Annotated in this window: 15 protein-coding genes; 8 read left to right on the top strand and 7 right to left on the bottom strand. The window is 72.6% G+C overall.

Features of this window, described 5'->3' with window-relative positions; translation table 11 throughout:
- The first annotated feature begins 8 nt into the window (after positions 1-8).
- Together OTB20_RS07535 and OTB20_RS07530 are read left to right on the top strand one after the other, a co-directional pair.
- Positions 9-1,304, top strand: coding sequence for an ATP-binding protein (locus tag OTB20_RS07535; protein ID WP_267815801.1), 1,296 nt, complete (start codon positions 9-11; stop codon positions 1,302-1,304).
- A complete protein-coding gene (locus OTB20_RS07530; protein ID WP_267815800.1) occupies positions 1,301-1,996 on the top strand; it encodes a LuxR C-terminal-related transcriptional regulator in 696 nt (231 codons plus the stop codon). The genes OTB20_RS07535 and OTB20_RS07530 overlap by 4 nt, the downstream gene beginning before the upstream one ends.
- 641 nt (positions 1,997-2,637) lie before the next feature.
- Here OTB20_RS07530 and OTB20_RS07525 read toward each other — a convergent pair.
- The 3 genes from OTB20_RS07525 to OTB20_RS07515 form a co-directional block, all read right to left on the bottom strand.
- Positions 2,638-3,705, bottom strand: a complete 1,068-nt coding sequence (locus OTB20_RS07525; RefSeq protein ID WP_267815799.1) for a C40 family peptidase — start codon at positions 3,703-3,705, stop codon at positions 2,638-2,640.
- Positions 3,706-3,845: 140 nt separating this feature from the next.
- Positions 3,846-4,199, bottom strand: coding sequence for a hypothetical protein (locus OTB20_RS07520; protein WP_267815798.1), 354 nt, complete (start codon positions 4,197-4,199; stop codon positions 3,846-3,848).
- Positions 4,200-4,220: 21 nt separating this feature from the next.
- Positions 4,221-4,520 carry a hypothetical protein gene (locus OTB20_RS07515; protein ID WP_267815797.1) on the bottom strand — a complete coding sequence of 100 codons (300 nt, stop codon included), beginning with the start codon at positions 4,518-4,520 and terminating at the stop codon, positions 4,221-4,223.
- A 149-nt stretch (positions 4,521-4,669) separates the two neighbouring features.
- On the opposite strand from OTB20_RS07515, the gene pcrA reads away from it, so the two are divergent.
- Positions 4,670-7,210, top strand: coding sequence for a DNA helicase PcrA (gene pcrA / locus OTB20_RS07510; RefSeq protein WP_267815796.1), 2,541 nt, complete (start codon positions 4,670-4,672; stop codon positions 7,208-7,210).
- A 116-nt stretch (positions 7,211-7,326) separates the two neighbouring features.
- Here pcrA and OTB20_RS07505 read toward each other — a convergent pair whose 3' ends face one another.
- Together OTB20_RS07505 and OTB20_RS07500 are read right to left on the bottom strand one after the other, a co-directional pair.
- The gene (locus OTB20_RS07505; protein ID WP_267815795.1) at positions 7,327-8,805 is read right to left on the bottom strand and encodes a M23 family metallopeptidase; all 1,479 of its coding nucleotides are present in this window, start codon (positions 8,803-8,805) and stop codon (positions 7,327-7,329) included.
- A gap of 263 nt (positions 8,806-9,068) precedes the next feature.
- Positions 9,069-9,854 carry an esterase/lipase family protein gene (locus tag OTB20_RS07500; RefSeq protein WP_267815794.1) on the bottom strand — a complete coding sequence of 262 codons (786 nt, stop codon included), beginning with the start codon at positions 9,852-9,854 and terminating at the stop codon, positions 9,069-9,071.
- 176 nt (positions 9,855-10,030) lie between these two features.
- Here OTB20_RS07500 and OTB20_RS07495 point away from each other — a divergent pair, with 176 nt between their 5' ends.
- On the top strand, positions 10,031-10,438 hold the full coding sequence (locus OTB20_RS07495; RefSeq protein WP_267751483.1) for a cobalamin B12-binding domain-containing protein: 408 nt from the start codon (positions 10,031-10,033) through the stop codon (positions 10,436-10,438).
- A 294-nt stretch (positions 10,439-10,732) separates the two neighbouring features.
- On the opposite strand, the gene OTB20_RS07490 is transcribed toward OTB20_RS07495, so the two are convergent.
- Both OTB20_RS07490 and OTB20_RS07485 read right to left on the bottom strand, forming a co-directional pair.
- Complete coding sequence (locus tag OTB20_RS07490) at positions 10,733-12,340, bottom strand: DUF5691 domain-containing protein (protein WP_267815793.1); 1,608 nt, start codon at positions 12,338-12,340, stop codon at positions 10,733-10,735.
- Positions 12,341-12,551: 211 nt separating this feature from the next.
- The gene (locus OTB20_RS07485) at positions 12,552-13,976 is read right to left on the bottom strand and encodes an SWIM zinc finger family protein (RefSeq protein ID WP_267815792.1); all 1,425 of its coding nucleotides are present in this window, start codon (positions 13,974-13,976) and stop codon (positions 12,552-12,554) included.
- 134 nt (positions 13,977-14,110) lie between these two features.
- On the opposite strand from OTB20_RS07485, the gene OTB20_RS07480 reads away from it, so the two are divergent.
- From OTB20_RS07480 to sucC, 4 genes are all read left to right on the top strand, one after another.
- Entirely contained in the window at positions 14,111-15,217 is a 1,107-nt protein-coding gene (locus OTB20_RS07480; protein WP_267815791.1) for an ATP-binding protein, read from the top strand.
- Positions 15,214-17,565 carry a DUF5682 family protein gene (locus tag OTB20_RS07475; RefSeq protein ID WP_267815790.1) on the top strand — a complete coding sequence of 784 codons (2,352 nt, stop codon included), beginning with the start codon at positions 15,214-15,216 and terminating at the stop codon, positions 17,563-17,565. Before OTB20_RS07480 ends, OTB20_RS07475 begins: the two co-directional genes overlap by 4 nt.
- A gap of 91 nt (positions 17,566-17,656) precedes the next feature.
- A complete protein-coding gene (locus tag OTB20_RS07470; protein ID WP_267815789.1) occupies positions 17,657-18,823 on the top strand; it encodes a VWA domain-containing protein in 1,167 nt (388 codons plus the stop codon).
- Positions 18,824-19,169: 346 nt separating this feature from the next.
- The gene (sucC, locus tag OTB20_RS07465) at positions 19,170-20,363 is read left to right on the top strand and encodes an ADP-forming succinate--CoA ligase subunit beta (RefSeq protein WP_267751477.1); all 1,194 of its coding nucleotides are present in this window, start codon (positions 19,170-19,172) and stop codon (positions 20,361-20,363) included.
- Positions 20,364-20,374: the final 11 nt, after the last annotated feature.

Raw genomic sequence — 20,374 nt, 5'->3', positions numbered from 1 at the left:
TCGGTGACATGCCCGTAGCAGCCGCTCCCCGCACGCCGTACGCACCCGACTCCGACGAGACGCCGCAGCGCAAGCTCTACCGCAGCGCCGACGGCCGGATGCTCGGCGGAGTCGCGCGCGGCCTCGCAGGGCACCTGGGCCTGCCCGTCGTCTGGGTCCGGCTCACCTTCCTCGGCCTGTTCATGTGGGGCGACGGCCTCGGCGTACTGCTCTACGCCGCGTTCTGGGTCTTCGTACCGCTAGGCGTCGGGGGCCGTAGCGGCCACCGCTCCTACTTCGACACCCTCCCCGACGGAACCCGCCGGCTGCGCAAGCCCGAGCGGGGCCAGATCGTCGCGCTGATCGCACTCTGCGTCGGCGCGGGCATCTTCATCTCCAAGGTCCAGGTCGGCGGCAGCTCCGGACGGTACGTGTGGCCGACCCTGCTCGTCGGGGCCGGCGTGGTCCTCGTCTGGCGCCAGGCCGACAACGCCCGCCGCGCCCACTGGAACGCCGCTGCCGGCCGGCACGCCCGGCTCCTGCAGTTCGCCCGCGCACTCGCGGGCGTCGCCCTGGTCGGCGTGGGCCTGACCGTCTTCATCGTGGTCCGCGGATCCGCGGCCCAGCTGGGCAACGTGCTGACCGCCACCCTCGCCGTCCTCGTCGGCGTCGCCCTCCTGGCAGGACCCTGGCTGATCCGGATGACCCAGGACCTCTCCGAGGAGCGCCTGATGAGGATCCGCGCCCAGGAGCGCGCCGAGGTGGCCGCCCACGTCCACGACTCCGTGCTGCACACCCTCACCCTGATCCAGCGCAACGCCGAGGACGTCGGGGAGGTGCGCCGCCTGGCCCGGGCCCAGGAGCGGGAACTGCGCAACTGGCTGTACAAGCCCGAGGGCACCGGCAAGGACGAGGGCGAGGAGCCGACGACACTGGCCGACGCCGTGAAGAAGACCGCCGCCGAAGTCGAGGACCACCACGGGGTCCAGATCGAGGTGGTCGTCGTCGGCGACTGCCCCCTAGACGAGAGGCTGTCCGCACAGATGCAGGCCGCGCGCGAGGCGATGGTCAATGCCGCCAAGTACGGTGGCGACGGCGGCCCCGTCCAGGTGTACGCGGAGGTGGAGGGCCAGAAGGTGTTCGTGTCCGTACGGGACCGCGGACCGGGCTTCGACCTCGACGCGGTACCGGACGACCGGATGGGCGTACGAGAATCGATCATCGGCCGGATGCAGCGCAACGGCGGGACCGCGCGGCTGCGGTCCGCGCCCGACGGCGGCACGGAAGTCGAGCTGGAGATGGAGAGGGCGGCGAAAGCAGCATGACCGAGGACAGCGCGATCACCGGCGGCGAGACCAGGCGGGTCCGGGTGGTGCTCGTCGACGACCACCGGATGTTCCGCACGGGGGTGCAGGCCGAGATCGGCGAGACCGAGCGGACCGGCATCGAGGTCGTCGGAGAGGCGGCCGACGTGGACCAGGCCGTCACCGTCATCACCGCCACCCGGCCCGAGGTGGTGCTCCTCGACGTGCACCTGCCCGGTGGCGGCGGCGTGGAGGTGCTGCGCCGCTGCGCCCCGCTGATGGGCGCGGTCGAGGACCCGGTACGGTTCCTGGCGCTGTCCGTGTCGGACGCCGCCGAGGACGTCATCGGGGTCATCCGGGGCGGCGCCCGCGGCTATGTCACCAAGACGATCACCGGCACGGACCTGGTGGATTCGGTCTTCCGCGTCCAGGACGGGGACGCGGTGTTCTCGCCGCGGCTGGCGGGCTTCGTGCTCGACGCCTTCGCCTCGACGGATGCCCCGCCGGTGGACGAGGACCTCGACCGCCTCACCCAGCGCGAGCGCGAGGTGCTGCGGCTGATCGCGCGCGGGTACGCGTACAAGGAGATCGCCAAGCAGCTCTTCATCTCGGTCAAGACGGTGGAATCCCACGTCTCGGCGGTACTGCGCAAGCTCCAGCTGTCCAACCGCCACGAGCTGACCCGCTGGGCGACGGCCCGCCGGCTGATCTGACCACGGCCGGGGCGGCGATGTGATGGAGGCCGCAGGCGCCCCGGTCGCCCGGGGCGCCGGGCACGGCCCTCTTCCATGCCGTGATGAGCTTGACCGGGACCCCCTTCTTCGCCACGGCGATCGTGCTGACCGCGCCGTCGCGGTCCTCCTCCCCCTGCTGCTGTGGAGCAGGGCTCGCGGCCCGGCCGCCGTGCGCGTCGCCACCCGCGCCTCGATGGTGGTGTTCACCCAGGTCACCGCCATCGCGCTGGTCTTCACCGGGATGAACCGCGAGATGGACTTCTACACCTCCTGGGGCAATCGCGCACCCCGACCGCTGCAGCGCGGGCGTTTCCCTGTCCGGCTACAACGATCCGGGCCGGGAACCCTCCTCGCTGGTCGCCCAGGACCCGCGGAAGCGCCTCGCGCACCACCTGAAGAGCGTGCTCGGATGTCGGGGTCCGAACAGGACGGCTACCTGTCCGCCCTGGACCTCAAGGCCCCTCGGGCAGAGCCCGACGCAGGTGCACGCGGAGGAGGTGCCCGGAGGACACAACCTCGGCGCGTGGTCCAAGCAACTGCCGCAGACCTTCGAGTGGTTGAGCAAGGCGGTCAAGAACCCGTGGCGCGGCCGGGGCCCCGGCCCGGAACCGGGCGTGCGCTCAGGCGGGCCGGGAGGCTCCTGCCCAGGGCATCGAGTCCACCGGCGCGACGCGGACCGTGGATCCGGGCCGCGGGGCGTGGATCATCTGGCCGTTGCCGATGTACATGCCGACGTGCGTGACGCCGGAGTAGAAGAACACCAGGTCGCCGGGGGCCAGCGCGTCGCGCGAGATCCGCTGTCCCGCATTGATCTGCGTGTAGGTGGTGCGCGGCAGCGACACCCCGGCCGCCCGCCAGGCCGCCTGGGTCAGGCCCGAGCAGTCGAACGATCCCGGGCCCGTCGACCCCCACACGTACGGCTTGCCGATCGCCCCGTACGCGAACGCCACCGCGCGGGCCGCGCGCGAGCCGTCGGAGGGCGGCGGAGCCTGGGTGGCGGGGCCGCTGCGGGCGGGGCCGCTCGGGGCGGGGCCGGCCGACTGCGCCTCGTAGGCCGCCCGTTCCTCGGCCGTCAGCTTGGCCAGCAGCCGCCGCGCGGCCGTCAGCTTCCCCTCGATCTCGGCCTTGTGGCCCGCTAGTTCGCCCTGCCGGGCGCGCAGGTCGGCGAGGCGTCCGGCGGCCTGCTCCTTGAGCTCTCCGACCTCCTCGAGCCCCCGCCGCACGGACGAGATCTCGGCCGCGTTGCGGTTCCCGGCTCGGGTGATGAGGGCGGCCCGGTCCAGGTACTCCTGCGGATCGGCGGACATCGCCAGCTGTACGGCGGCGCCCAGCGTGCCGCTGCGGTACTGGGTGGCGGCCAGCGAACCGAGCGCACTGCGGGCCGTGTTGAGCTGGTCGGTCTTGCGGGCGGTCTCGTCCCGCAGCCCGCCGAGTGCGCGCTGCGCCTCGTCGGCCTTCTCCTTCGCCCCGTTGTACTGGTCCGTCGCGGCTTCGGCCTCCTCGTAGAGCCGGTCCATCTCCGCCTTCACCTGCGAGGGAGTCGGCTGCGGATCGGCGTGCGAGGTGCCTTCGAACGCGGTGGCGGTGGCAGCGCCCGCGAGGGCGAGGGTGGCGGCGGTGGTACGTACGCTGCTCCGTGCCGTGCCGCCTGAGAGCGGGCGCTGCCTGGGCTTTCGATGACTGGCCACGAGGGCCTCACGTCCTTCCTCCGTCGGTGCTTGGAGGAGGACGTTAGACCCGAAGGTAACGGTCAGATGTCGAGATGATCGAAAGTGGCCGGACGCGACCGGACCTGGCTGGTCGGGCGTCCATCCATGGCCGTCCGGTGTCAGTGCCAGAGAACGGCGATGAAGATATTGACCACGGTCAGTCCGCCGACCGCCCCGAACAGGGCCTTCTCCACGTGCTCCTCGTCGCGCTTGACGTAGACGATCGCCAGGACCACGAACAGGATCGCGAGCTTCACGCCGATCTTGATGTTGTTGACGGCGCTGCCGTCCATCTCGCGGAAGCCGACCAGCAGGACACCGGTGACGAGCATGGTCAGCGCGCCGTGCAGCATCGCGGGCACGAAGCGGGCGGTGCCGGCGCTCATCGCCTTCATCTGGGTCAGGAAGCCGCCGAGCAGCGAGGCGATCCCGATGATGTGCAGGCCGAGGAAGACGCTGACGAGTACGTTCATGGCGTCGAGCGTAGGTGGTGGCTATCCGCGGACCGCGGTCGGGCGGGCGAAGACGACCACGTTGCCGTCGTAGCCGTCCCGCTTCGAAAAATACCCCTCGACCTGCGCCTGCCGGTGCAGCTCGTCCACGCGGGTCCGTACCTCCTCCACCGAGGGGCGGGGCGCGGCGGGCGCCGCCGCGGCCTGGTGGGGGAGGAGCAGCCCCAAGGAGGACAGTGCCGCGGTCGTGACGACCGCGGCGGGGGCGTTCGGATGTCTTCGGGTGCGCGGCTGGCGGTGGTGGGGGGAGGGGTGGGACGAGGGGAATCCGTACGTGGACACGGGCCGGCACCTCCTTCCGGTTGGCGGAGCACGCTAGCGGTGGAGGGGGCGCCCAGGAAGGGGGCGGGCACGGTCCGCAGGGCATATGCCGCCCAATTTTCCGAGGGCGGGACCGGCTGTCGGTCCCGCCCTCTAAACTCGTCAATGCGATGAGCAGCCTCTTTGACGACAGCTTCCTGGCCGACCTCTCCTCCTCCGAAGAGGTCCCACCGCCGCCCGAGGACCACGCCGCCCCCGAGGCGGACGCGGACGACCTCTTCGGGGGCCGGTTCGACGTGGCCGACGGCAGTGGGGGGCGCGGGGACGCGTACTACCGGGACGGCGCCCCCAGGCCCGTCATCGACCCGGTCGCGCTCCTGCACGGGCTGAATGCGGAGCAGCGCGCCGCCGTGGTGCACGCGGGCTCCCCGCTGCTCATCGTCGCCGGCGCCGGATCCGGCAAGACGCGCGTGCTCACGCACCGCATCGGCCACCTGCTGGGCGCCCGCGGGGTGCACCCCGGCCAGATCCTGGCGATCACCTTCACCAACAAGGCCGCCGGTGAGATGAAGGAGCGTGTCGAGGGCCTGGTCGGCCCGCGCGCGAACGCCATGTGGGTCTCCACCTTCCACAGCGCGTGCGTCCGCATCCTGCGCCGCGAGTCGAAGCGGCTCGGTTTCACCTCGTCCTTCTCGATCTACGACGCGGCCGACTCGAAGCGCCTGATGGCGCTCGTCTGCCGCGACCTGGACCTGGACCCGAAGAAGTTCCCGCCGAAGGCCTTCAGCGCCAAGATCTCGAACCTGAAGAACGAGCTCATCGACGAGGACGCCTTCGCCGGGCAGGCTGTCGACGGTTTCGAGAAGACCCTCGCCCAGGCGTACGCGATGTACCAGGGGCGGCTGCGCGAGGCCAACGCCCTCGACTTCGACGACATCATCATGACCGCGGTCCACCTGCTCCAGGCGTTCCCGGACGTCGCGGAGCACTACCGGCGCCGCTTCCGGCACGTGCTGGTCGACGAGTACCAGGACACCAACCACGCCCAGTACACGCTGGTGCGGGAGCTGGTCGGCACCGGCTACCCGGACCTGCCCCCCGCCGAGCTGTGCGTCGTGGGTGACGCCGACCAGTCGATCTACGCCTTCCGCGGCGCGACCATCCGCAACATCCTCCAGTTCGAAGAGGACTACGCGGACGCCACGACGATCCTGCTGGAGCAGAACTACCGCTCCACCCAGACGATCCTGTCCGCGGCCAACGCGGTCATCGAGCGCAACGAGAACCGCCGCGCGAAGAACCTGTGGACCGAGGCCGGCAGCGGGGCCGGCATCACCGGCTACGTCGCGGACACCGAGCACGACGAGGCGCAGTTCATCGCCGACGAGATCGACCGGCTGACGGACGCGGGCGACGCGAAGGCCGGCGACGTCGCGATCTTCTACCGGACCAACGCCCAGTCCCGCGTGTTCGAGGAGATCTTCATCCGCGTCGGACTGCCCTACAAGGTCGTCGGCGGCGTCCGGTTCTACGAGCGCAAGGAGGTCCGCGACGTCCTCGCGTACCTGCGCGTCCTGTCGAATCCCGAGGACAACGTTCCGCTCAGGCGGATCCTGAACGTACCCAAGCGCGGTATCGGCGAGCGCGCGGAAGCGATGATCGACGCACTCGGCATGCGCGAGAAGATCACCTTCCCGCAGGCGCTGCGCCGGGTCGACGAGGCCTTCGGCATGGCCGCCCGCTCGACCAACGCCGTCAAGCGCTTCAACGTGCTGATGGAGGAGCTCCGCACCATCGTCGACTCGGGCGCCGGCCCGGCGGTGGTCCTGGAAGCGGTCCTGGAGCGGACGGGCTACCTCGCCGAACTCCAGGCGTCGACCGACCCGCAGGACGAGACGCGCATCGAGAACCTCCAGGAACTCGCCGCCGTGGCACTCGAGTTCGAGCAGGCGCGGGAAGCGGCTGCGGCGGAGGCCGCCGAGAACGGCGCCCCGCCGGTGGGCCCAGGAACCCTCGCGGAGTTCCTGGAGCAGGTCGCGCTTGTTGCCGACTCCGACCAGATCCCGGACGAGGACACCGACGGCAACGGGGTCATCACCCTGATGACCCTGCACACCGCCAAGGGCCTCGAATTCCCGGTGGTCTTCCTGACCGGCATGGAGGACGGGGTCTTCCCGCACATGCGCGCGCTGGGCCAGACCAAGGAACTGGAGGAGGAGCGGCGCCTCGCCTACGTCGGCATCACCCGGGCGCGCGAGCGGCTGTACCTGACCCGCTCCTCGATGCGCAGCGCCTGGGGCACCCCCTCGTACAACCCGCCGTCGCGGTTCCTGGAAGAGATCCCGGCCGAGTACCTGCAGTGGAAGCGGACGGGCGCGGCGCAGAAGCCGGCGGGCCCGATGCGGACCTCGGGCTCGGGGTACGGGTCCGGGGGCTCGGGCGGGTCGAAGTCCTCGTTCGGCACCTCGCCGGAGTCCTTCCTGTCCTCGTCGCGTACGAAGTCGGGCCCGTCCGGGTTCGCCACGCGGCGGGCCTCCGACAAGCCGGTCATCGCGCTGGTGGTCGGGGACCGGGTCACGCACGACCAGTTCGGGCTCGGCACGGTCATGGAGGTCAGGGGAGCGGGCGCGGACGCGCAGGCCACCATCGACTTCGGGGACGAGAAGCCGAAGCGGCTCCTGCTGCGGTACGCGCCGGTGCAGAAGCTGTAGCGCGCGGGACTTCGGGGCCGTGGGACTTCGGGACCGCGTGACCCGCGGGGCGGTCGGGCCGGGGCCGGCTGCGGCCCGGGCCGGGCGACGCCGCCCGGGGCGCTCGGTTCTCGGTGCTAGTTCGGGTTCAGGCCGTGGGCGCGCAGCCACGCCTGGGGGTCGACGGGAGAGCCGCCGCCCGGCCTCACCTCGAAGTGGAGGTGCGGGCCGGTGGAGTTGCCGGTGTCGCCGGAGTACGCGATCACATCGCCGGCCTTGACCTTGCCGGACCGGATCTTGGCGCTGCTGAGGTGGCAGTACCAGGTCTCGGTACCGTCGGGCGCGGTCAGTATCACCATGTTGCCGTAGGCGCTGTTGAACTGGCTGCGCACGGTGCCGTCGGTGGCGGCCATGACCGAAGTCCCGTAGCCCACCGGGAAGTCGATGCCGGTGTGCACGGACATCCAGTTGACGCCCGCCTGGCCGAAGCCGGCGCTGAGGCCGTGCCGGGAGACGGGGAGGGCGAACTTGGGGCGGGCCGCTTCCTTGGCCGCCGCCTCCTCCGCCTTCTTCTTCTTCTCCTCGTCCTGGCGCAGGCGCAGGTCGATGCGTTCCTGGGTGCGGCTCGCACGGTCCGCGAAGTCGCCGGCGTCGGCGCTGAGGGCGGTGAGCTGCGTGTCGAGCTTGCTGTTCGCCGCGACCGGCTTGATGGAGGCCGGGTCGGGCGCGGCCAGGGTGGTGGTCTCCTCGGACGGCTTCTCCGTACCGGTGAGGCCGCCCACGGAGGCGGCGGCGACACCCGCGACGCCCATCACGCACGCCGAGGGAACGGCCACGGTCAGCAGCGCGGAACGCTTGGCCGGGGAACGGCGGCGGGTGTTGGCACCGGCCTTGCCGGCGCTCGCCTTGGCGACGGACTTGGAGCCGGACCCGGAAGCGGACCTGGAGCCGGCGCGGCGCGAGGGGCGCGGCTCGGCCGGTGCGGCCGGGGTGACGGGCATGGCCTGGGTGGGGAGCTCGTGCACCTCGGCATCCGTGCCGTCGGCGGGGAGGAACTCGAAGACAGCGGTCTCGGTGTAGGCCGCCTCGGGCGAGGTCTCGGCGTAGGCCTCGTACCCGTAGTCGTAGGCGTACTGCTGCTCCTGGGCCGGCTCCGGGGCCTGCTCCTGAGCCGGGACCTGGCCGTGGACCTGTCCCTGCTGCTCGTAACCGGCATACGCGTAGGTCTGCTCGGAGGCCGTGTTCCAGGCGGTGGCGTCGTAGGTGCCGGTCTCGGTCCCGTAGCCCGGGACCGACCAGTGGCCGGTCTGCTCGGCGGAGGTGTCGTATCCGAAGGCGGTGGCCTGGTAGTCCAGGGAGACACCGCCCTGGACGGGGACGGACGCGAGATAGCCGTCGTAGCCGTCTACGGGCTGCTGGGGGTAGCCGTTCTGGGGGGCGGTCCAAGCCGTGGTGTCGTACGAGCCGGTGTCGTAAGAACCGTAGGCGGCGCCGTAGTTGTAGCCCTGACCCTGCGTTTCATAGGGTGTGAACCCTGAACCGCCAGCGAAAGTGGTGGTGGAGAGGCCGTCATACCCGAAATCGGGGTACTGGCCCGACGTGGGGCGGTCGTTCACCAACTTCTCTTTCGCCTCGGCAGCGGGGGGCCTGGGTGGCCGAGGAATGTGGGGTCCTCGGAGGAGAGCAGTGGCGTGACTGTACCCGGCGGTTACACGCAACGACAATCTTCGGCGGGATTTGTCCTCAGCGGAACCGGGCATTCAGCCGTCTTTCGGCCCCCTGAAAACCGACCCTTGGCCTTGAGTTCGAAACGTGTTCGACTGGAGTGGCGGTTGGAGTGCCGGTTGGAGTGCCGGTGGGGATGCCGATCGGTTGCCGGTCAAGCGACGGAAGCGGCGCCGGGGTGCGGGCGTGCGATCGGCGCGGGTCCGTCGAGGGTGCGCCGGACCGCCGCGATGACCGTGGGGTGCGCGGGCAGGGCGAGATGTCCGATACCTGTGACCTGTACGTTCTCCACGAGCAGGTCCGGGTGTTCGATACGGGCCGTCCCGGCCGGGTCCATCAGCTCGTCGAACTCGCTCCAGAACGCCACGCATCGGGTTCGGCAGCCCGGCGCGGGCGCGCGCAGCTCGGTGAGCACCTCGGAATCCGGGCGCATCTGCCGGACCAGGGGGTGCGCGTCCATGAAGGGGGCCACGCGGGTACCCGAATGCGGGGTCCCGAGCGTGACGAGCGTGCGGACGCGCGTGTCGCCGCCGAGGCGCTGGACGTAGTAGCGGCCGACCAGTCCGCCGAGGCTGTGCCCCACCAGATCCACCCGGTCCTGCCCCGTGCGCTCGCACAGATCCTCGACGCGGCGGGCGAGGTGCCGGGCGGTGACGCGCAGGTCGCGGGTGAAGGGGGAGTAGTTGTAGGTCTCCACCTGCCGCCGGCCGCAGGCCCCCAGGGCGCGGCGCAGCAGGACGAAGACCGAGCGGTTGTCGGTGAACCCGTGGAGCAGGAGCACCGGCGGGCGCTCGCGCCCGCGCTCGTGCCCGCGCTCGTGCGGGGCGGCGGCGGACCGCTCCGGCAGTACTCCGGTCGGGTAGAGCAGGAGATGCCCGCCGAGCACGATCGCTTCCAGTACGCCGGCCCGCAACGCGGCTCCGGACATGGACAGCCCCATGGGCGGCCTCCCCCCTACTGCCGTCACGGGAGGCGTCCGACCGCTCCGTGCCGTGCGGCTGTCGGCGCGGAGCGGCGGCACGCCATCCCACGTGTGATTTCCCCCTCGTGGTTGACCGCGAAACGGGGGTGTGCGCGATGCTGTACTTAACGTTCGTTCACTCGGGAGGCAGTGCGATGGGTGTGACCGGTCCGATCCGTGTGGTGGTGGCGAAGCCGGGCCTGGACGGCCATGACCGAGGCGCCAAGGTGATCGCGCGGGCCCTGCGGGACGCGGGCATGGAGGTCATCTACACCGGCCTCCACCAGACCCCCGAACAGATCGTCGACACCGCGATCCAGGAGGACGCCGACGCGATCGGACTGTCGATCCTGTCGGGCGCGCACAACACGCTGTTCGCGCGCGTCCTGGAACTCCTCGCGGAGCGCGATGCGCAGGACATCAAGGTCTTCGGCGGCGGCATCATCCCGGAGGCGGACATCGCTCCGCTGAAGGAGAAGGGCGTGGCCGAAATCTTCACCCCGGGCGCGACGACCACGGCGATCGTCGACTGGGTCCGCGCCCACGTACGCCAGCCGGTGTAGCCGGCGCCGTCATCGCTGTTTCCGGGAGTCGGCCCCGGGACGGTGGGGCTGGGTTGCCCAGAGGGCAACCCAGCCCCACCGTCATTTGAGGCGCGGCGTCCGGGGGGAGCCCCCGGGGCCGCGGTCGCGACCCGGGCCCGGCGGGTCAGGGCGAAGCCCTGGGAACGGGCCAAGGGAGGGCAGGGGGCAGCCCCGCAGGACAGCTTGGTCACGTCCGAGGCTGCCCGCTCACGGCCAGGGCTGCCCGCTCACGTCCGAGGCTGCCCGCTCACGGCCAGGGCCGCCCGCGCAGGATCAGCGCGGCGGAGTCAGCTCCGCGTGCATGGCCGCCCGAAGCCGAAGGGTGGCGACCAGCCGCTGAAAGGCCTCCGCCCAGTAGGCCGCCGCACCCCCCTCTTCCACCGGCTCCGCCGCCAACGCATCGAGCCGCCCCGCCTCCCCGGGATCGAGGCACCGCTCCGCCAGCCCCATCACCCCGCTGAAGCTCCAGGGATAGCCGCCCGCCTCCCGCGCGGAGTCCAGCGCCTCGACCACCGCCCGCCCCAGTGCCCCCGCCCACGGCACCACGCACACCCCGAGGAGCTGGAACGCCTCCGACAGCCCGTGTGCGCGTATGAACTCCGCTATCCACGAAGCCCGTTCCTCCTCGCCGAGGATCGACAGGAGCTTCGCCCGCTCCGCCAGCGACGCCGTCGCCGGGCCCGCCGCGGGCGGTGCGGACGCCGAGCCGAGCAGGGCCTGCGACCACGCGGGGTCGCCCTGCCGCACCGCCGCCCGGCACCAGGCCGCGTGCAGTTCCTCCGCCCAGCCCTCGGCCACCGGCAGCGCCACGATCTGCGCCGGCCCGAGCCCCCCGAACCGCTCCCGCCAGCACGACAGCGGTGCGGACTCCACCAACTGCCCGAGCCACCAGGCCCGCTCCCCGCGCCCGGCCGGCGGCCGCTTGACCACGCCGTCGCGCAGCATCCCCGCATCGCACTCGGCCGGCGGTGTCACCCCTTCCGGGCCGACGCAGGCCAGTGCCCGCTCCGCCATCCGCCCGGCCAGCGCCGAGGTCGGCAGCGCCGACAGCAGTTCGGCGGCGGTCGCCCGGACATTGCGGCTGCGGTCGCCCAGCGCACCCTCCAGGAACGGCTCGTCACCCGCGGACAGCCCCACCCGCAAGGAATCGAGGAACATCAGCCGGTCCTCGGCCCGCTCGGTGCTCCACGTGGTCGCCAGCAGCCGGGGCCCGGCAGCCGCCTCATGGGCCCGTACGAGGCCGAGCAGTGCGACCCGCTCCGCGAACAGCCCCTCCTGCCACAGCCGTTCCACCCCTTCCGCGTCCTTCGCGTCGGGCAGTTCGCCGGCGCCCCCCGACCCCCCGCGCAGTGCGAACCGCCAATCCGGATTGAGCCGGGCCAGCCACAGACCGCGCGCCCCGGCCAGGACCAGCGCCTGTGGCCGCAGGTCGCTTCGGGCCCGCGCGACGTCCAGCAGTGCGGGCAGCAGAGAGGACGGCGCCCGGTACCCGTACTGCCCGGCGGCGGCCAGCCACTGCGGCAGCAGCTCCGTCAGGTCCGGGGCGGCCCCCCGCCGCCCGCTGCCACCGCCCGTACTCGCCCGGCCCGCCAACAGCTGTGCGAGCCGCCGCCGGGCAGGCTCCGGCGGTTCCGGACGCGGGTCGTGCGGCGCGGGCCCGGGCCGGGGACCCGCCTCGGCGGGTCTCAGCCCGGCCCGGCGCCGTACCGTCTGCACGGCCGCGGCCCCGAGCAGGGCTTCGGGGCTGCCCCGGCGCCGCTCGGTACCCAGGAGCGCGGAGGCCACCAACTCCTCCCAGCCCGCGTCCCCGTAGGCCCTTCCCACCGCCCCGTGCGCCGTTCCGCCCGTCGTTTCCGGTGTCGTGTCCGTCGTCGTGCCCATCGGATCCCCTCCCTCTTTCCTTCGTGTGGCGTGCCGTGTGCGGTGCTCCGGTCCCGCCCCCTCCGCGGGACCGGAGCAGCTCGATCTCCCTGTGGCACACGGCCGTGCCTACGGCCTCAACTGGCGTGGTTGTCGTCCACGAAAGCCCCCCGGCTCAGTCGTTTTTCGATTACGTCGGCGCCCCCGCGCCGCCGCCTTCCCCTGCGCCCGCTCAGCCCAGCACCACCGGCTCCGGTGAGTCCGGCTGCCAGGCCGTCAGCGGGGTGAATCCGCGGTGTCCGCACTCTCCGAACACCGTCAGCGGCCCGCCCCCCGAAAGAGCGGCCAGCTGCCACAGCCCGGTCCCGGGCCGGCTCCCGGACCCGGTCAGGGGCACGGGCAGGGCGGACGTCCCTTCCGCATCCGCCAATTGCCATGCCGCCGAGTCCTGTTGATCCCCCTGTCGTCCCCCTTGTCGTTGTCCCGGTATCGGCACCACCGGGCCGAGCACCACCGGCCAGGACTCCAGCCAGGGGTCCTCGCGCAGTGCCGCGCCGTACGCCTCCAGTGCCGCGCCCGTGCTCATGCCGGTCGGCGCGGTCCGGCTCGGCGAGGCCGGCCCGAACCTCTCCCCGAGGTCCGCGCGCAGCCCCGCCGATCCGGGCCGGAAGCGGGCTTCCGCCTCCAGTGCCAGTCCGACGGGCAGTGCCAGCCCCGGCGGTCGCCCGGGCGGGCCGAAGTCCAGGACCAGGGCAGGCCGCCCGCTCGCCAGCCCGCGCAGCCAGATCCGGCGGGTGGTGAGACGGCCGTCCGGTGACGCCGTGTCGTACTGGGCCAGCACGAGCCAGTGGTCCCGTACGGCCTCGCCCTCCGTCTGGGGCTGCAGTCCCAGACGGCTGCGGACCGTCGAGGCCAGCGGCTCCGCAAGTCCGGAAACCCCCAGCCAGGCCCGGTCCAGCAGGTGCAGGAGCGCGGCCTCCTCCAGCATCCGGGCGGGCCAGCCGGTGCCGCAACTGGGTATCGTCCCCAACTCCCTTACCCGTGCGGCCAGTCCCGGCGCCTGGGCGTCGACCATCCGGGCGGCGGTCTCCTCCCAGCCCGCGTATCCCGCCCGCTCCTGGCCGGCGAGGCCGCCGCGCACCAGGTCGGCAAGCCGCTGTTCCAGCTCGGTGACGCCCGCTCCGATCCTGGCCGCCCGCCGCTCGGCCCGCTTGCGGGCCCCCTCCGCGTCCGCCGGCCCGGAGCGGCCGGAGCGATCGGCAGCGGGCCGCGCGGCTTTCGCCGCCCGCTCCGCGAGCCACTCGCCCGCCCAGTCCGGAGCGCCGGTCGGATCGCCGGCCGGAGCCCCGGCCGGATTGCCCGCCGGGGCGTCGAGTCCCTCCGCCGCCCAGAGCAGCAGCAGGCCCAGTGCGTGCTTGCACGGGAACTTCCGGCTCGGGCAGGAGCACTTGTACGCCGGCCCGGACAGGTCGACGACCGTCCGGTACGGCTTGCTGCCGCTGCCCTTGCACAACCCCCACACCGCACCGGAAGCGGAACCTCCGGTCTGTGACCACGGCCCCGCCCCGCCGAGTCTGGCCCCCGCCTTGCGTGAGGCGCCGTCAGGAGCCAGAGCCAGTACCTGTTCCGCTGTCCAGCGAACCCCGTGCTCAGTCATGTGTCCCACCGTAGAGACTCCCACTGACAATCGCTCTGACCTGCAACAACGCCTCTTTCGGGGCCCGTTGTCAGTGGTCGGGTGCATCGTGGTGTCAGCAGTCGGAAGCGGCTGCTGAGCATTGGAGGGGGACCATGGCAACGACCGGGAACGAGACCACCGACGAGGCGCTGCGACCGCACGCCGAAGACGCCTTCGCGCACGAACTGAAAGCCCTGGCGGCCGCCGACGACCGGCCCCGCCCGGCCCGCTGGAAACTCTCCCCGTGGGCCGTGGCCACGTACCTGCAGGGCGGCACGCTCGCCGACGGCACCGTCATCACACCCAAGTACGTCGGCCCGCGCCGAATCGTCGAAGTCGCCGTCACCACCCTCGCCACCGACCGCGCGCTACTGCTCCTGGGAGTGCCCGGCACCGCCAAGACCTGGGTGTCGGAACACCTCGCCGCCGCCGTCAGCGCGGACTCCACGCTCCTCGTCCAGGGCACCGCCGGCACCCCCGAGGAGGCGGTCCGCTACGGCTGGAACTACGCCCGCCTCCTCGCCCACGGCCCGAGCCGCGAAGCGCTCGTACCGAGCCCGGTCATGCGGGCCATGGCCGAGGGCATGACCGCCCGGGTCGAGGAGCTCACCCGTATCCCCGCCGATGTCCAGGACAGCCTCATCACCATCCTGTCCGAGAAGACACTCCCGATACCGGAGCTCGGCCAGGAGGTGCAGGCCGTACGCGGTTTCAACCTCATCGCCACCGCCAACGACCGCGACCGCGGGGTCAACGAGCTGTCGAGCGCGCTGCGCCGCCGCTTCAACACCGTCGTCCTGCCGCTGCCCGCCACCGCCGAGGCCGAGGTCGACATCGTCGCCCGCCGCGTCGACCAGATGGGCCGCGCCCTCGACCTGCCCGCCGCCCCGGAGGGCCTGGAGGAGATCCGCCGCGTCGTCACCGTCTTCCGTGAGCTGCGCGGCGGAGTCACCGACGACGGGCGGACGAAGGTCAAGTCACCCAGCGGCACCCTGTCCACCGCCGAGGCCATCTCGGTGGTCACCGGCGGTCTCGCCCTGGCCGCCCACTTCGGGGACGGCGTACTGCGCGCCTCCGACGTGGCCGCGGGGATCCTCGGGGCCGTCGTGCGGGACCCGGCCGCCGACCAGGTCGTCTGGCAGGAGTACCTGGAGACCGTGGTCCGCGAGCGCGACGGCTGGAAGGACTTCTACCGGGCCTGCCGTGAGGTGACGGCATGAGCCCGGGGACTCCGGGCCCGGACATGGGTCCGCTGCTGCTGGGCGTACGGCACCACGGGCCCGGCTCGGCCCGTGCGGTGCGGGCCGCCCTGGACGCGGCGCGGCCGGCCGCGGTGCTGATCGAGGGGCCGCCGGAGGCAGACGTCCTGCTGCCACTGGCCGCCGACCCGGCGATGCGGCCGCCCGTCGCCCTGCTGGCCCACGCGGCCGACGACCCCGGCCGGGCCGCGTTCTGGCCGATGGCCGAGTTCTCCCCGGAATGGGTCGCCATCCGGTGGGCGCAGGAGCGGGACGTGCCGGTCAGGTTCATCGATCTCCCGGCCGCGCACTCACTGGCCATGCGGGGGAGCGGGGAGGGGGCGGACAAGGGGGCCGAGGGCCTCGACGGGGAAGGGGGCGAGGAAGGCGCCGAGGAGGGGAGCGGAGCGGCGCCCGGCTCCGTACGGCTGGACCCGCTGGCCGTGCTGGCCGGGACGGCCGGGTACGAGGACCCCGAGCGGTGGTGGGAGGACGTCGTCGAACACCGCGGCGGTACGGGACCTGCCGCCGACCCGCTGGGCGTGTTCGCGGCGCTCGGGGAGGCCATGGGCGCTCTGCGCGAGGAGTACGGAGCGGGCGGCCACCACCGGGACCTGGTGCGCGAGGCGTACATGCGCCAGCGGATGCGGGCCGCGCGCCGGGAGTTCGGCGACGCGTACGCCGTCGTCTGCGGCGCCTGGCACGTCCCCGCCCTGCGGACGAAGACCAGCGCTGCCGCGGACAAGGCGCTCCTCACCGGGCTGCCCAAGGTCAAGGTGGAGACCACCTGGGTCCCCTGGACCCACCGGCGCCTCGCCCGGGCCGGGGGGTACGGCGCGGGCATCACCTCGCCCGGCTGGTACGCCCACCTCTTCGCGGCCCGGGACCGGCCCGTCGAGCGCTGGCTGACCAAGGTCGCCGGCCTGCTCCGCGCGGAGGACCGGCAGGTGTCCCCGGCCCACGTCATCGAAGCGGTCCGGCTCGCCGACACCCTGGCCGCGATGCGGGGCCGGCCGGTGCCGGGGCTGACGGAGACCCTGGAAGCGGTCCGGGCGGTGATGTGCGACGGCTCCGACATACCGATCGCACTGATCGAGGACCGGCTCGTCGTCGGAGACGTGCTCGGCGAAGTCCCCGACGCGGCGCCCGTCGTACCGCTCCAGCGCGACCTCACCCGGCAACAGCGCTCGCTGCGGCTCAAGGCCGAGGCGCAGGACCGGGAACTGGAGCTCGACCTGCGCAAGGACACCGACGCGGCCAAATCCCTGCTGCTGCACCGGCTGCGGCTGCTCGGCATCGACTGGGGCGTCCCGACGGCTTCCCGGGGGAGCACGGGCACCTTCCGGGAAACCTGGCGGCTCTGCTGGGAGCCGGAGTTGGCGGTACGGGTGGCCGAAGCCGGTATCTGGGGGACCACCGTCCTCGGCGCCGCCACCGCCAGGGCCGAGGCCGACGCGGCGGGCGCCGGGGAGCTGGGCGAGGTCACCGCCCTGGCCGAGCGGTGCCTGCTGGCCGGGCTCTCCGGGGCACTGCCCGCCGTACTGCGGGCCCTCGCCGACCGGGCCGCGCTGGACACCGATGTGGCGGGCCTGGCCAAGGCGCTGCCCGCGCTGGCCCGTTCGCTGCGCTACGGAGACGTCCGGGGCACCGACGCGGCGGCGCTCGGGACGGTGGCGGCCGGACTCGCGGAGCGGATATGCGTGGCGCTGCCACCCGCCTGCGCGGCGGGGCTGGACGCCGACGCGGCGGCGGAGCTGCGCGGGCACGTGGACGGCGTACACGGTGCGGTCGCACTGCTGGAACCGGACGGTCTGCGGGAGCGCTGGTCGGCGGTGCTGCGGACGCTGGCCGGGCGGGACACGGTCCCCGGGCTGATACGCGGACGGGCGGCGCGGCTGCTGCTCGACGACGGGCGGCTGTCGCCCGAGGAGACCGCGCGCCTGATGGGACTCTCGCTGTCCTCGGCGTGCGCGCCGGCCGACGCGGCGGGCTGGATCGAGGGGTTCGCGGGCGGGGGCTCGGGCGGCGGCACGCTGCTCGTCCACGACGAGCGGCTGCTGGCGCTGATCGACGACTGGCTGGTGTCGGTGCCGGAGCGGGCGTTCATCGACGTACTGCCGCTGCTGCGGAGGACGTTCGGGGCGTACGAGGCGGGGGTGAAGCGGAGCCTGGGCGAGCTGGTCCGGCGGGGCCCGGGCGGGGGATCGGCGGGAGCGGGGCCGGGGTCGGGATCGGCGGCGCCGGCCGGCTTCGGTGCGGAGCTGGATCCGGTCCGCGCCGATGCGGTGGTGGACCTGGTCAGGCTCCTCCTGGCGGGGGCGCCGGCCTGACCGGGCGGTGGACCGGTCCGGGGCCGCGGGAGCGCCGGGGCGCGGGGCGGGACGGTGGTTGGCGGTGGTGACGACGGAAGGAGACGGGCAGATGGCTGGGACGGGGAGTGCCGCGGTGGTCGGCGAGGAGCGGCTGCGCCGGTGGCGGATGGTGCTCGGCGGGGGAGAGGCGGACGGGACCGGGTGCGCGCTCAGCGGGGCGGACGCCGGGATGGATGCCGTGCTCGGGGCGCTGTACGGGGGCAACGGCGGCGCCGGACGCAAGGGGACGGGGGAGCGGTCGGCCGGGCTCGGGGGGTCGGCGCCGGGCGTGGCGCGCTGGCTCGGGGACATCCGGACGTACTTCCCCACCTCCGTGGTGCAGGTCATGCAGCGGGACGCGATCCAGCGCCTCGGACTGTCCGCGCTGCTGCTGGAGCCCGAGATGCTGGAGGCGGTGACGCCGGACGTACATCTCGTCGGCACCCTGCTCTCCCTCAACAAGGCCATGCCCGAGACCACCCGGGAGACCGCCCGCACCGTGGTCCGCAAGGTGGTCGAGGAGTTGGAGAAGCGGCTCGCGAGCCGGACGCGGGCCACCCTCACCGGCGCCCTGGACCGGTCCGCCCGGATCAGCCGTCCCCGGCACGCGGACATCGACTGGGGCCGGACCATCCGGGCGAACCTGAAGAACTACCTGCCCGAGCACCGCACGGTCGTCCCGGAGCGGCTGGTCGGCTACGGCCGCGCCTCGCGGGCGGTGAAGAAGGAGGTGGTCCTCTGCATCGACCAGTCGGGTTCCATGGCGGCCTCCGTCGTCTACGCCTCCGTCTTCGGGGCGGTGCTGGCCTCGATGCGTTCGATCGAGACCCGGCTGGTCGTCTTCGACACCGCCGTCGTGGACCTGACCGACCAGCTCGACGATCCCGTCGACGTGCTCTTCGGCACCCAGCTCGGCGGCGGTACCGACATCAACCGCGCGCTCGCCTACTGCCAGTCGAAAATCACCCGTCCCGCCGACACGGTCGTCGTCCTCATCAGTGATCTCTACGAGGGCGGCATACGCGACGAGATGCTGAAGCGGGTCGCGGCGATGAAGACGGCGGGCGTGGAGTTCGTGACGCTGCTCGCCCTGTCCGACGAGGGCGCGCCCGCTTACGACCGCGAACACGCCGCCGCCCTCGCCGCGCTCGGCGCCCCGGCCTTCGCCTGCACCCCGGACCTGTTCCCGGAGGTGATGGCCGCCGCGCTGGAGAAGCGGCCCCTGCCCGTCCCGTGACCGGGCGGCCCGCTCCCGCGCCGCCCCCGGTCCGCTTCCGCCCGCCGCCCGCCGGGGGGCCCGTAGGAGCGGCTGCGCGGCGGGCGCCATCGGCAGATCGCACGAAGTTGCAGTTCAACCGTGAGGTGATCTGTGACAGGTATCACCGCTCAGGTGTGATCTGCGATTTAGGGACCTACGTCCCACGGGGATAACCTGCGGGACGGACATGCCGCGTCCACGGTCACCGTGTGCGCCTTCCTTGTGACAGCGACGTCACGTTGCCCTCCGCGGCACGCCCACGCAGATAGCAGACAACCGCGAATCACTGCGAATCTTTGAAGACGAAGACAAGGGACGGACGCGCGTGGACCTGTTCGAGTACCAGGCGAGGGACCTATTCGCCAAGCACGGCGTACCGGTGCTGGCCGGTGAAGTCATCGAGACGCCTGAGGCAGCCCGCGAGGCCACCGAGCGCATGGGTGGCAAGTCGGTCGTCAAGGCGCAGGTGAAGGTCGGCGGCCGCGGCAAGGCCGGCGGCGTGAAGCTGGCCGCCACCCCGGACGAGGCCGTCGCCCGTGCGACGGACATCCTCGGGATGGACATCAAGGGCCACACGGTCCACAAGGTGATGATCGCCGAGACCGCTCCGGAGATCCTGGAGGAGTACTACGTCTCCTACCTCCTCGACCGCACCAACCGCACCTTCCTGGCCATGGCCTCGGTCGCGGGTGGCATGGACATCGAGCAGGTCGCGGAGGAGACCCCGGAGAAGCTCGCCAAGGTTCCGGTGAACGCCAACGAGGGCGTGACCATCGAGAAGGCCCGCGAGATCGTGGCCCTGGCGCAGTTCCCGGCCGAGGTCGCCGAGAAGGTCGCCGAGGTCCTCGTGACCCTGTGGGCGACCTTCATCGCCGAGGACGCGCTCCTCGTCGAGGTCAACCCGCTCGCGAAGGTCGCCAACGGCGACGTCATCGCGCTCGACGGCAAGGTCTCGCTCGACGAGAACGCCGAGTTCCGCCAGCCGGGTCACGCGGAGTTCGTGGACCACGCGGCCGCGAACCCGCTCGAGGCCGCCGCCAAGGCGAAGAACCTCAACTACGTGAAGCTCGACGGCGAGGTCGGCATCATCGGCAACGGCGCGGGTCTCGTCATGAGCACCCTCGACGTCGTCGCGTACGCCGGCGAGGCGTACCAGTCGGTGAATGGCGGCGGCGTCAAGCCCGCCAACTTCCTGGACATCGGCGGTGGCGCCTCCGCCGCCGTCATGGCCGACGGTCTCGGGATCATCCTCGGCGACCCGGACGTCAAGTCCGTGTTCGTCAACGTCTTCGGTGGCATCACCGCGTGTGACGAGGTCGCCAACGGCATCGTCCAGGCGCTGGCCCTGCTGGAGAAGGCGGGCGAGGCGGTCACCAAGCCGCTCGTCGTCCGTCTCGACGGCAACAATGCCGAGCTGGGTCGCAAGATCCTCTCGGACGCCAACCACCCGCTGGTCCAGCGCGTGGACACCATGGACGGCGCGGCCGACAAGGCCGCCGAGCTCGCGGCTGCGAAGTAAGGGCAGAGGTC

This window comes from Streptomyces sp. H27-H1, assembly GCF_026627445.1.
Taxonomy (GTDB): Bacteria; Actinomycetota; Actinomycetes; order Streptomycetales; family Streptomycetaceae; genus Streptomyces.
Note: the sequence above shows the minus strand (reverse complement) of the source record. Positions and strands in the feature narration are given on the sequence as shown.

Excerpts from the sequence above, each read along its gene's own strand:
- OTB20_RS07535 (WP_267815801.1), top strand. The coding sequence starts at position 9 with ATGCCCGTAGCAGCCGCTCCCCGCACGCCGTACGCACCCGACTCCGAC.
- OTB20_RS07530 (WP_267815800.1), top strand. The coding sequence starts at position 1,301 with ATGACCGAGGACAGCGCGATCACCGGCGGCGAGACCAGGCGGGTCCGG.
- OTB20_RS07520 (WP_267815798.1), bottom strand. The coding sequence starts at position 4,199 with ATGAACGTACTCGTCAGCGTCTTCCTCGGCCTGCACATCATCGGGATC.
- pcrA (WP_267815796.1), top strand. The coding sequence starts at position 4,670 with ATGAGCAGCCTCTTTGACGACAGCTTCCTGGCCGACCTCTCCTCCTCC.
- OTB20_RS07500 (WP_267815794.1), bottom strand. The coding sequence starts at position 9,854 with ATGGGGCTGTCCATGTCCGGAGCCGCGTTGCGGGCCGGCGTACTGGAA.
- OTB20_RS07495 (WP_267751483.1), top strand. The coding sequence starts at position 10,031 with ATGGGTGTGACCGGTCCGATCCGTGTGGTGGTGGCGAAGCCGGGCCTG.
- OTB20_RS07490 (WP_267815793.1), bottom strand. The coding sequence starts at position 12,340 with ATGGGCACGACGACGGACACGACACCGGAAACGACGGGCGGAACGGCG.
- OTB20_RS07485 (WP_267815792.1), bottom strand. The coding sequence starts at position 13,976 with ATGACTGAGCACGGGGTTCGCTGGACAGCGGAACAGGTACTGGCTCTG.
- OTB20_RS07480 (WP_267815791.1), top strand. The coding sequence starts at position 14,111 with ATGGCAACGACCGGGAACGAGACCACCGACGAGGCGCTGCGACCGCAC.
- OTB20_RS07475 (WP_267815790.1), top strand. The coding sequence starts at position 15,214 with ATGAGCCCGGGGACTCCGGGCCCGGACATGGGTCCGCTGCTGCTGGGC.
- OTB20_RS07470 (WP_267815789.1), top strand. The coding sequence starts at position 17,657 with ATGGCTGGGACGGGGAGTGCCGCGGTGGTCGGCGAGGAGCGGCTGCGC.